The organism is Leptolyngbya sp. CCNP1308 (genome assembly GCF_034932455.1).
Taxonomy (GTDB): domain Bacteria; phylum Cyanobacteriota; class Cyanobacteriia; order Phormidesmidales; family Phormidesmidaceae; genus Nodosilinea.
In genome coordinates this window covers 75,942-88,459 of the sequence record NZ_JAYGIH010000108.1, presented here as the reverse complement: position 1 = coordinate 88,459, position 12,518 = coordinate 75,942, and the positions used below count along the sequence as shown (strand labels likewise).

The window sequence follows — 12,518 nt, the reverse complement described above, 5'->3', positions numbered from 1 at the left end:
CGGCGATCGCCTTGAGCAGCTGGTTGCTCAGCGTGTAGCCAAAGGAACCGTTGATCAGCTTGAACTGGTCGCAGTCGAGGTAAATGACCGCAAAGGCCGAATTCTCAGCCTGAAGCAGCTCAGCCAGGGTCTGGTTCAAGGCGGCCCGGCTGGGCAACTGGGTGAGGGCATCGTGGGAAATGATCGCCTGGAGTTGGGCCGTGCGCTTGAGCACCTTGGCTTCGAGCTGGGCGTTAAAGGTTTCTAGCTGCCGGTACTGCTGCCGCAGCAGCAGCATCGATTGCACCCTGGCAATTAGCTCTAGCCGGTTGATCGGCTTGCTGATAAAGTCGTTGGCCCCGGCGCTAAAGCAGCGGGCGAGGTCCTGTTTTTCGCTCAGGGCCGTCACCATAATCACCGGCAGGGTGGCCCAGGTGGGCGAAGACTTGATCTGGCGGCAGACCTCAAATCCATCGAGACCGGGCATCATGACGTCGAGCAAAATCAGGTCGGGTTTTAGGTAGTCGAGGGCGGCGATCGCCGCTTCCCCCGTGCTGATGTAGTGCAGCTGATAACCCTGGGCATCCAGCAGGGTCTCAATCACATCAAAGTTATTGGGGTCGTCGTCAACAATCAAAATGGAGGCGGGTGGCATAGGGCTGCGGGTGAGTTAGGGGGTAGAGGGCGCGAGGGGGATGAGCAGCTGCTGAATGACGGTAGCCAACTGCTTGAGCTTCAGCGGTTGACCCAGGTGCTGGTTAGCCCCGGTCGATAGGCAGCGATCGCGATCGCTCGCCGCCAGCGCGGTGAGGGCAATGATCGGGCGATCGGCCAGGTGCGGATCGTCGCGGATGCGGCGAATTGTTTCCAGGCCATCTACTCCCGGCAGCTGCATATCGATTACAATCAGGTCTGGATTTTCGGCCAGGGCCAGGGCTATGGCCGCTTCACCCCGACGGGCCACCAGCAGGCGGTAGCCCTTAGCGGTTAGGTAGTTGACTGCGGTGCTGATCGTGGCCTCCTGATCGCCCGCCAACAGAATCAGGGGCAATGGTGGGGGCAAAGCCGCCGTCGTGAAGCTGTCGGTGGGCGCGGCGGCCTGTAGGTCGGCAGGGTCTGACCCTGCCCCTGGGTCGTAGGGCAGATCAATAGTAAAGCAGCTGCCGACGCCGACCTCACTGGTCAACCCCACCTGGCCACCGTGGAGCTCGGTGATCTGCTTGACCAGGGTGAGGCCCAGCCCCGTGCCCTGGTACTGGCGGTTGAGGGCGCTGTCGATCTGAATGAAGGGTTGAAATAACTTTTGGCGGTTGTCGGGGGCGATACCAATGCCCGTATCTCTGATAGCAAAGCGCAGCATAGCCTGGGTTTCATTGCCGGTTTGGCGCAACTCTGGCGTGACCGTCAGGCTGACGCGGCCCCCCTCAGGGGTAAATTTGACCGCATTGGTGAGCAAATTGATCAAAATCTGGCGCACGCGGCGCTCATCGATGACTAAATCGGGGAGGTTGGGAAAAATGCAGTTCAGGAGCTGAATGCGTTTTTTGTAGGCCTGCTGCTGCACAAACATGAGGCTTGACTGGCACAGGGGAGCGATCGCCGTAGGGGTCAGGTGCAGGGTAATCTGGCCCGACTCAATTTTGGCCACATCGAGAATGTCGTTGATCAGCGCCAGCAGATGGGAGGCACTGGTCTCAACGGTGGTGAGAGCCTTGAGCTGGCGATCGTTGATAGCGCCAAACACCTGATCTTGCAGCCCCTCGGTCATACCCAAAATAGCGTTGAGCGGAGTGCGCAGTTCGTGGCTCATATTGGCGAGAAACTCGTCCTTGAGGCGGGTGGCGCGGAGCAGTTCGGCGTTGGTCTGCCGCAGTCTCTCCTCGGCACACTTGCGATCGGTGATATCCGCTAGGTAGCCAATGATTTCCTGGGGCTGGCCGCAGGTGTCGTAGGCGACGCGGGCCTCATCTTGCACCCACAGATAATGGCCATCTTGGTGCCGAAAGCGATACTCCATGGCGTAGAAGCCGCGCTCGACAAGGGCGGGAATGCTGGCCCAAATCCTGTCGGCCTCGTCGGGATGGTAGTACTCGCGCCAGTCGGTAAAGTTGGCGAGAAACGCCTCTGACTCGTAGCCTAAGATACCCGCCAGGTTTTGACTGATAAACGTGGGTCTGTAGCTGCCGGTAGGTTCAACACTGTAGATCACGGCGGGGCTGGAGTCGAGCAAAAAGCCCAGGCGATCGCGCAGGCGCTGGTTTTCGGCTTCAATCCGCTGGCGATCGCTGACATCGCGAAAAATGCTCTGCACCACCCGGGCCGCCCCCAGATCGATGATCGTCGCGGTAATATCCACCGGAATTCGTCGGCTATCGGCGTGCAGAATAGGGATGTTCAAGGCCCGAAAATGGGGGAGATCAATCGCCTCCTGAAAGAGGGCAATGAGATCGGCCTGGTGTTCTGGCGGATGCAGCTGGGATTGGTGCATCTGGATCAACTGATCGCGGGAGTAGCCAAACAGCTCCTCCGTCCGGCGATTCACCTCTAGAATATGGCCCTCCATATCGGCTACCAAGATGGCATCACTGGCCCCTTCCATGAGGCCCCGGTAGCGCACCTCGCGCTCCTTCAGTGCAGCGGTGCGCTCGGCTACCTGCCGCTCCAGCGATTGGTTGAGTTCCTTGAGCTGACGTTCGGCCCGGTCGCGCTCCTGCAGGGCTGCTTTCTGATCGCTGATATCCCGCACTAGGGCCAGCACCTCATCGTCCCGGTAGGGCACCACCCGGACTTCTTCAATCTGCATTTTCTCGGCCGTAGACAGATCGTGCTCATAAAACTGGATGGTTTGGGTGGCCAGGGCCTGGGCGATCGCATCGAGACGCTGCTGGGCTGCCGCCGGGGGCAACGATTCGGTCACATGGGTGCCGACCAGCTCTGACAGATTGCCCACCACATGAAACGTGGGGCTGGCGACAAACTCCAGGTAGATGCCATCTTTGCTCAACCGCGCCAGCAGATCGGGTAGGGCCTCGACCAGCGCCCGCTGGTGGGCCTCACTCTGCTGGAGGGCTAGCTCGGTGCGCTGGCGTTCGGCCTCACCGCGTTTACGCTCGCTGATGTCGCGAATGAGAAACAGCACCTCATCGTCGCCGCACCGCACCGCTCGCAGTTCTTCGTGCTGGAGGCGATCGCCCACTAGCATCTGCTGCTCGTAGGTTTGCACCTCATGGGTGGCCAGGGCATGATGGATGGCCTGGAGCTTGAGCTCTGCCAAATCGGCGGGCAAAAACTTGGATACGTGATGGCCAATCCGACTCCGAGAGGGACTGACAATATCCAAGGGGTGATTTTGACTCAGCACTTCGCGGTAGCGGCCATCGGCTCCTATGCGGATCAGCAGATCGGGCATGACTGAGAGCATGGCCCAGCTCTGAGCTTCGCGGCGGGCCAGCAGGTGCTCGGCCTGAAGTCGATCTTGGGCCGAGGCAATGGTCTGAGCCAGCACCTGCACCATCTGCTGGATGTCGTCATCCCATAGGGTGGGTCGGCCCAGAGTGAGAAACCCCACGTAACCCACCACCCGAGTCTTTTGAATCAGGGGTACAGACAGCACCGCCCCGACGTCGAACCCCTGCCAACTGGTGCGATCGGTGGCGCAGTCGGCGGGCAGCGCTCCCACCTGGGGCACGTTGACCACCTCTCGCCGTAGCAGCGCCGCCGTCGCCCAGGGAAAGGCTGCCGTGGGGATGGCTTCGGGCGGCTGGCGTCCAGTAGTACAGTCGGGGTGGTGCCACTGGTGGGTGAGGCGCATCATGCCCTGGGCATCGGCGGCGGCCAGGGCCACCACGTGGCCGTGGTCGGCCTGGATATAGGCACCAATTTGAGCTAGGGCATGGGTTACCTCGGCGTCAAACTGGGCAGCCCTCACCTCCACAAAGCGCTGGGTCACGGCCATCATCAGGTGGTTGAGGTCGCGTTGGCAGGCTACAGTCAGCTCGGCCTGTTTGCGATCGCTCACCTCCAGCACCACGCCAAACCACTGCACATCGCCATTGGGCAGGCGCTCGGGCTGGCCATGAATCTGGATCCATTTGGTCTTGCCCAAGGGGGTAACGATGCGCCCTTCGTGGTGCAAGGGGGTCAGGGTGGCGGCGCTGTGGGCCATGGCCGCATCTACCCCAGCTCTGTCTTCTGAGTGCAACAGGGCGGCCATGGCGCTGAAGTCGGCCAGGGCGATTTCCACGGGAATCTCGAAGAGATTGGCTCCGGTGCTGCTCAGGTAGGTAAACGCGCGATCGCCGCTGGCCCGCTGCACAACTGTGTATACAATGCCCGGCTGGGTCTCTACCAGCTTTTGAAACCGGGCCTCACTTTGCTGCAAAGCCTGTTCTACCCGCTGGCGATCGCGCCGATTTTGGGTGGCTCGCAGCTCTCGACGCAGGGCCTCTGGCAGGCGAGCCAGGTTGTCTTTCATCATGTAGTCTTGGGCACCGGCCTTCATCAGAGCCACGGCCTGCTGTTCGCCCAGCACGCCAGAGACGACAATAAAGGGCAGATCTAGCCCCTGCTCACGCACGATGGCCAGCGCCGTTGGGGCATCGAACCCCGGCAGGCTGTGGTCAGCAATAATCGCATCCCAGCGGTGAGTCAAGAGCATGGGTTTGAGGGCGGCGGCGGTTTGTACCCGCTCCCAGGTCACCGCTAGGCCATCCCCACGCAGGCTCTCAACGATCAGCAACGCGTCGTCTTCGCTATCTTCAACGATTAAAACAGTTAAGGCTTCAGCCATCTTGTCTCTACAACGCTCGAAGACAAACCCACCTGGGGCGGTAAACGGGTTACCCACGCCTGGATATAGAGTACCCGACCCCAGCTCGCAACCCTTGCAGGTCAGTGAAATTGGGGGTGATGGGCTGCGGATGCGGTCTTACAGACGACGGTTGAGACAATCGATCTCAACGATATTGGCGCTGAGGGGTTGATTAAATAAATACCCCTGCCCCAGTTGGCAGCCCAGGTGTAGCAGATGCTCAAGCTGCTGGCGAGTCTCAATGCCCTCGGCCACAACCGTTAGCCCCAACTGGTCGCCCAGCGAAATAATGGTGCTGACAATTTTAAAGTTGCGCTGGCTCTCGTGCATTTGGCTGACAAACGAGCGGTCAATTTTTAAGTCACACAACGGAAAGCGGTGGAGCGAACTCAGGGAGGAATACCCGGTGCCAAAGTCATCGACGCTGATGTGGATTTGACGCGATCGCAGCTGGGCCATAATGCCGATGGCCGTCTCGGCATTTTCGAGCAGGGCACTTTCGGTAATTTCTAGCTTCAGGTAGGCGGGGTTGAGGCCGGTCTCGGCTAAAACCTGGTCGATATCGGCCAGCAGGGTGGGCGAGGCAAACTGGCGCACCGACAGGTTGACGCTCATGGTGAGGTCGGTGTGGCCCTGCTGGTGCCAGGCCAGCAGCTGCCCACAGGCCTGGTGCAAGACCACAATGCCTAGGGGCACAATCAGCCCAGTTTCTTCCATACAGGGAATAAATTCGTTGGGTGACACCAGGCCCCGACTGGGGTGCTGCCAGCGCACCAGGGCTTCAAACCCACATAGGGCTTCGGTGTGCAGATTGACGATGGGCTGGTAGTAGGCGACAAACTCTTGGTGATTGAGGGCACGCTGCAAATCGGTCTCTAGGGTCAGGCGCTTTAGCATGGCCACCGACATCTGGCGATCGAAGACCTGGCAGACGTTTTTGCCGCGCTGTTTGGCTTTATACATGGCCGTATCGGCATCTTGCAGGGGTTCTTCAGCCTGTTGATAGGCCCAGTTCCCCAGGGCAATGCCAATGCAGGCGGTCATAAAAATCTCGCAGTTATCCACCTCAAAGGAACTGACAAAACTCTGAAGCACCTGGTCAATAAAGGGCTGAAGCGCGCGCTCACTGTCAATCTGGTGTAGCAAAAAGCAAAACTCATCTTCCCCCACCCGCGCCAGCGTATCGCCGGGCCGCAGCAGTTGTTGCAGACGCCCAGCGATCGCCAAGAGCAGTTGATTGCCAACTCCATGGCCAAAGGCACTGTTCACCAGCTTGAACTGATCGCAGTCTAAATAGACCACTGCAAAGGAAAAGCATTGTGCCCGCAGCATCTCGGCTATCTGCTGGAGCAAAAAGGCGCGGCTAGAGAGCTGGGTCAGACCATCCTGGGTAATCATCGTCTGGAGCTGGGTCGTGCGCTCTTGCACCGTCTTTTCGAGGCGATTATTGAAATTGGCCAAGGCCTGATACTGCCGACGGATGCGGAGCATGGATCGCACCCGGGCATTTAACTCAAGACCGGTAACGGGTTTACTGATAAAATCATCGGCCCCGGCGGCAAAGCAGCGGGCTAAATCGGCCTTGTCGGTCAGCGAGGTTACCATAATAATGGGCAGCAATCGCCACTGCGGCATCGCTTTAATGCGCTGGCAGACCTCTAGCCCACTCATGCCCGGCATCATCACATCTAACAAAATTACATCGGGCTGAAACAACTCTAACGATTCAACAGCGGTGGCCCCATTAGCCACATAGTGCAGCTGATAGGCTTGAGTCTCGCCCAACGCCGTTTCTTCTATGGACAGAAGGGTTTCAATCACTTCAAAGTTGCTGGGTTCATCGTCAACAACAAGAATAGAAAATGGTTGAGACGTAGGCATGGGAGCATCAACTAAACTGCTTCAGCAATAGCACCTCAGCCGCTTGGGCGATCGCATAAAAGTCGGCATTCTATGCAGGTTCTGCATAGACCATAGTGGAAAATAGAGCATGCGTGGGTCTTGATTAGCCGCAGCTTGTCATGACAAGCTGCGGCTAATCGAGGTTAAACGTTTTGGTTTGAAAGACACTGTGTTACAAATTAAACATCTGAGCACAAAGATCAAAACCATGAATAATCTTGAAGGATTATTTACTAAACAAAAATACAGGGCGGCAAAGCAATTTGCGCCAGCAGCCTTTCTACTGGGCAAATCAAATCTACAGATTCTATATCTTTAAAGTATGAGAAATATATGCCTTGGAAAAATATGAGAAATATATGCCTTGGGGAAGGTGGATGTAGAAAACGTCTTATTGCTCAGGTTCTGGGAAAACTAGACTAGAGATAGACTTCCCATTAGTTGATTGTATGCGTCACGATTTTGTTGACATTACCGCTTCTGTAGGCTCCATAACATCGGTAAGCGATGTCGTGCGTTTAATGGGAGATAGTCAACCACAACTTTCCTGTATTTTTGTCGTTGACGGAGAAAACTTGGTCGGCAGTTTTGCCGAGGGTGCGCTGCTGGCGCTGGTAGCCCAGGGGCGATCGCTCGCCGAGCTGACCATGGCTGAGGTAATGCAAGCGCCAGTGATCAGCGTGCGGCAGTCTGATCTCAGCGATATCTCAATCCCGGCCGGGCTTCTACAGCAACATGCCACCGACTGTTTGGCCGTGGTGGATGAGCAGGGGGCGCTGGCGGGGGTGATTACTCGCGAAAGTTTGCAACCCTACCTGTGGCAGATGTTTCAGGCGCAACAAGTCGAACTGACTCACCAGCAGGAGTTAGCCACATCCCTTAGCCAAGGCGCTGCTCAGTATCAGTCTTTGCTACAAGCGCTGCCCGACCTGGTCATCCGCACCTCGGCAGAGGGGGTCTATCTCGACCGCGTGGGCTCTGCTGACTTCGAGCTCTACCGCGACAATGCGGATCTGGTGGGCAAACGGGGCGACGAGATCTTGCCCGCCGAGCTAGCGGCCCAGCGCCTAACCTACATTCAGCAGGCCCTGCGGACGGGAGAGCTGCAAATCTATGACCAGCAGATTGTCATCAACGACACCCTGCGCACGGAGGAAGTCAGAATCAACGTCTGCGGCGACAACGAAGTGCTGGTGATTGTGCGCGACATTACCGATCGCAAAACCCTAGAAGACACCAACCGCGCCATCCTCGAAGCGATTCCCGATTTGATGGTTCGCGTCAATCGCCGGGGGCAGTACATAGGCATCTTGAGGGGAGACTCGGTGAAGCGAGTGCTGCTGCCTCCCCCAGATTTCTATAACTACACGATCTACGACGTGCTGCCCTCCACCCTGGCTAAGCAAAAAGTTCAGATGGCCCAGCAAGCTCTTGATACGGGGACTGTTCAAATCTACGAGCAGCAGATTGAGATCGACGGCGATCTGTGCTGGGAAGAGGTGCGGGTTAGCCCAGTCAACCCGGATGAAGTTTTGTTTATGATTCGCGATATTAGCGAGCGTAAACGCAGTGAGGCCGAGCGCCAGCAGGCAGCCCTCGCCCTCGCCCAGAGCGAGGCCACCCAGCGGGCCATTCTCGCGGCCATTCCCGATCTCCTGGTGCGGGTGAGTGCCGAAGGGCGCTATCTCGATTTTATTGGCCCCGATCGCAGCTTTAATCTCTTTGACCCTGCCCTGGTGACCCCGGATGGGTCAATTCTCGATCTATTGCCGCCAGAGCTGGCTCATCCCCAACTCGCCGCCATTCGTCGATCTCTAGAAACGCGGGAGTTACAGGTTCACGAACAGCAGATTCAGGTGAGCGGTCGGGTTCGCCACGAAGAGTTACGGGCCGTCGCTATTGGTGACCATGAAGTGCTGTTGATGATTCGCGATATTAGCGATCGCAAACAGGCAGAGGAAAGACTGTGCCAGAGCGAGGCCCAGAGCCGCGCCATCCTATCCGCCATTCCTGACCTGATGTTCCGCACTACGGCGGATGGGGTTTATCTAGAGTACATCGCCAGTCGGCGCGTCACCGATCTGCTGCCGTCCACGGTGAATTCTGTGGGGCAATCGATGGTAGATTTGCTGCCGCCTGAGGTGGCCCAACGCCACCTAGCCGCCATTCGGCAAGCTCTAGACACCCGCACCCTGCAAGTTTATGAGCAGCAGATTCAGATCGGCGATCGCACGCAGTATGAGGAAGTGCGGGCGATCGCCAGCGGCGACAACGAAGTGCTGTTTATGATCCGCGATATCAGCGATCGCAAACAGGCTGAAATCGACCTCCAGGCGCTCAATCACGAGCTAGAAGCGCGGGTCGCCGAGCGCACCGCCGCCCTTCAGGAAAGCGAAGAGCGCTGGCAGCTCGCCCTCCAGGGGAGCGATGCCTCCCTCTGGGACTGGAATATAAAAACCGGCGAGGTCTTTCGCACCAGGCGCTGGCACGAGCTGCGGGGGTTAGCGGAGGATACGGTGAGCGGCACCCCCGAAGAATGGTCCGATCGCATCCACCCCGATGATCGCGATCGCGTTCTGGCGGCAATGGCCGACCATTTAGCTCAAAAGACGGCCTTCTACCAGCAGGAATATCGCCTCCGCCATGAAGCCGGTCACTACCTGTGGATTCTCGACCGGGGCCAGGCGGTCTGGGATGAGGCCGGGAACCCAACCCGCATTATCGGCTCCGAAATGGACATTACCCAGCGCAAACAGGCCGAACTAGAAGCCCAGACGCTGAAGCGGCAGCTGGAGTTTGTGCTGTCCTCTAGCCCAGCGGCCATCTTTACCTGCCAGCTCGATGGGGCCACGACCTTCATGAGCGACAACATTGTCAACGTGAGTGGATATACGTCGGCAGAGTTTTTGTCCCGCCCCGATTTTTGGACGATCCATCTCCATCCCGAAGATGCCCCGCGCCTGTTGGCAGAGCTGCCGATCCTGTTTGAGCAGGGGCAGCATATCCATGAATATCGGTTTTTGCACAAAGCTGGACATTACATCTGGATACGTAACGAACTGCGGCTGATTCTCGATGCCCAGGGCGCACCGGTCGAAATTGTGGGCTACTTTGCCGATATTGGCGATCGCAAAGCCATTGAGAACCAACTCCGCAAGAGTCAAGCCGCCCTGTCAGAGGCCCAGCGCATGGTGCATTTGGGCAGTTGGGAAGTCGATGTGGCTACCAGCAAACTGACCTGGTCAGAGGAATTGTTCTATATATTCGGCTTTGATCCCAGTGATCCTGAACCTGCTTATGCAGAGCATTTTGATTTCATCCATCCAGAGGATCGCGGTCGCCTTGAGGAATACGTTGATCTAGCTATGCGGGAAGGCAATCCTTACGAACTCGAGCTGCGGATTCTCCGGGTGGACGGTACCGTCCGCTATCTCGACGCGCGGGGGGAAGCGAAACGGGATGATCAAGGGCAAATTACAAAGATCTTTGGGACGGCCCTAGACATTACGGAGCGCAAAGTCGCGGAACTAGAGCGACAAAACCTATCCAACCGTCTGACCCTCGCCCTGAGTTCGGGCGCGATCGGCTGTTGGGACTGGGATATTCAGCAAAACACCATCTTTTGGGATGAGCGGATGTATGAACTTTACGGAGCCGCCGCCGCTGATATAGCCGCCTCGGTGCCCTACGAGATTTGGGCCAACAGCGTTCATCCCGACGATCGCGCAGCGACCGAAACCCTGCTGCAACAGGCCATCCTGGGGCAAGCCATCTACGATCCCGAGTTTCGGGTGATCCATGGCGACGGCAGCATCCACCACATCAAGGCTCACGGCATGGTGGTGCTCGATGCAGAGGGCAACCCCAAAAGCATGATTGGGGTAAACCTAGACATTAGCGATCGCAAGCGCAGCGAAGCCGAGCGCCAGCAAGCCGAAGACCGCCTACAGCAGATCAATGAACGGCTCATGCTAACCAATGCCGAACTCGATCGCGCCACCCGCCTTAAAGACGAGTTTTTGGCCAACATGAGCCACGAGCTCCGCACCCCGCTCAACGCCATCTTGGGCATGTCTGAGGGGCTCAAAGAACATGTGTTTGGCAGCTTGAGCGATCGTCAACGGCAGGCCGTGGAAACGATCGAGCGCAGCGGCACCCATCTGCTAGATCTGATTAACGACATCCTCGATCTATCTAAAATTGAGGCCGGTAAACTTGAGCTAGAGACAGCGTTAGTCAGCGTTCAATATCTGTGCGAGTCGAGTTTAACTTTCGTTCGCCAGCTGGCGCTCTCCAAAGATGTGGGTCTGAGCCTAGAGATCGCTCAGGCCATACCAGATATTGTGGTCGATGAGCGACGCATTCGCCAGGTGTTGATCAACCTGCTCAGCAACGCCGTTAAGTTTACGCCCTCCGGCGGGCAGGTCACCCTACAGGCTCGCGTTGAACAACAAAACGGCAGAAATCACCTCAAATTGTCGGTGACCGACACCGGCATTGGCATCGCCCCAGACGATATCGCCAAACTCTTTCAGCCCTTTGTGCAGATCGACAGTAGCTTAAGCCGCCAATACAATGGCACGGGTTTGGGTTTAGCCCTGGTGCGCAAGATGGCTGAACTGCATGGGGGCACGGTATCAGTGACCAGTGAGGTCAATCAGGGCAGCTGCTTCACCCTTAATCTCCCCTACCTCACAGACATAGCTTTGCCGGCGATCGCCCCAACGCCCCAACGCAGTCTGCTCGACACCCATAACTGCCGGGTCCTTGTGATTGAAGACTCTGCTGCAGCGGCAGATCTGATCGCTCGCTATCTTGAAGAGCAAGGCATGGAAGCCATCATCTGCCCCAGCGGCGATCGGGTGATGGGCGATGTTATCAAGTTCCATCCGGCGCTGATTATTCTCGATATTTTGCTGCCCAATCTGTCTGGATGGGAGGTGCTGCGACACCTTAAAACTGATCCCAAAACCCTGGCTATCCCGGTCATTGTGGTGTCTGTTGTAGACGAGCGATCCTACGGGCTGTCCCTCGGCGCATCAGAGTATTTGGTTAAACCCATTAGCCGCTATCAGCTACAGCAGGCGATCGAGAGCCTGCAACACCGTCCCCAGCCCTCCCTGTCTCCGGTGCCGGTTGTCCCTTCGCCCAACTCGTCTCAACCGGCGATCGAGATGCCGCTAATTTTGCTGGCCGAAGACAATGACATGAATGTGGCTACGGTTTCTAGCTACCTCACAGCCCTAGGGTATCGCCTGCTCTACGCAAAAAATGGTCGAGCAGCCGTCGAGCTGGCCCAAACTCAAGCGCCCGACCTGATCTTAATGGATATTCAAATGCCCGATATGGATGGTCTCCAAGCCATGCAGCTCGTTCGCAGCGATGCTCGCTGTGCCAATATCCCCATCGTGGCCCTAACCGCTTTGGTGATGCCCGGCGATCGCGAGCGATGCCTAGCCGCAGGCGCGAGTCACTACCTTTCAAAGCCTTTCAAAATGAAAGCGTTAAAGGGGTTAATTCAGCAGCTTTTACAGTTGGCCTGAGTCCAGTACTGAACCTAGGGTTGCGGAGTCGTCATCCCCTTTAATGAGTTTGAGATTTGACTTGAAAACCAGAGGCTTGTCGTAGCAAAGTTGGCTAGGAAAAGCCATGAGGAAATAAAAATCGTATTATTACGCAAAGTCTTATACTTGTTTTCTTTGAGCCTCAATTCCTTCGGTAAAATTACGTAATTCCGCCTGTTTTCTGCTTTTCTTCCGGTTCCCAATGCGTGTTGAAGGAAGAGTTGTATATGCCGAATCCCGCTTGAATTTAGAGTTTTTCTACG

4 protein-coding genes are annotated in these 12,518 nt (G+C 57.0%); 1 reads left to right on the top strand and 3 read right to left on the bottom strand.

Annotated elements, in window-relative coordinates; translation table 11 throughout:
• The 3 genes from VB780_RS28030 to VB780_RS28020 all read right to left on the bottom strand — a co-directional run.
• Positions 1–634, bottom strand: a 634-nt coding sequence (locus VB780_RS28030) for a response regulator (protein WP_323354486.1), incomplete at its 3' end; no start/stop codon positions are given.
• A 15-nt stretch (positions 635–649) separates the two neighbouring features.
• Complete coding sequence (locus VB780_RS28025; protein ID WP_323354485.1) at positions 650–4,768, bottom strand: PAS domain S-box protein; 4,119 nt, start codon at positions 4,766–4,768, stop codon at positions 650–652.
• A gap of 138 nt (positions 4,769–4,906) precedes the next feature.
• Complete coding sequence (locus VB780_RS28020) at positions 4,907–6,670, bottom strand: EAL domain-containing protein (protein ID WP_323354484.1); 1,764 nt, start codon at positions 6,668–6,670, stop codon at positions 4,907–4,909.
• A gap of 470 nt (positions 6,671–7,140) precedes the next feature.
• On the opposite strand from VB780_RS28020, the gene VB780_RS28015 reads away from it, so the two are divergent.
• Positions 7,141–12,234 carry a PAS domain-containing protein gene (locus VB780_RS28015; RefSeq protein ID WP_323354483.1) on the top strand — a complete coding sequence of 1,698 codons (5,094 nt, stop codon included), beginning with the start codon at positions 7,141–7,143 and terminating at the stop codon, positions 12,232–12,234.
• Positions 12,235–12,518: the final 284 nt, after the last annotated feature.

Coding starts and splice junctions, on each gene's coding strand:
- VB780_RS28025 (WP_323354485.1), bottom strand. CDS start 4,768: ATGGCTGAAGCCTTAACTGTTTTAATCGTTGAAGATAGCGAAGACGAC.
- VB780_RS28020 (WP_323354484.1), bottom strand. CDS start 6,670: ATGCCTACGTCTCAACCATTTTCTATTCTTGTTGTTGACGATGAACCC.
- VB780_RS28015 (WP_323354483.1), top strand. CDS start 7,141: ATGCGTCACGATTTTGTTGACATTACCGCTTCTGTAGGCTCCATAACA.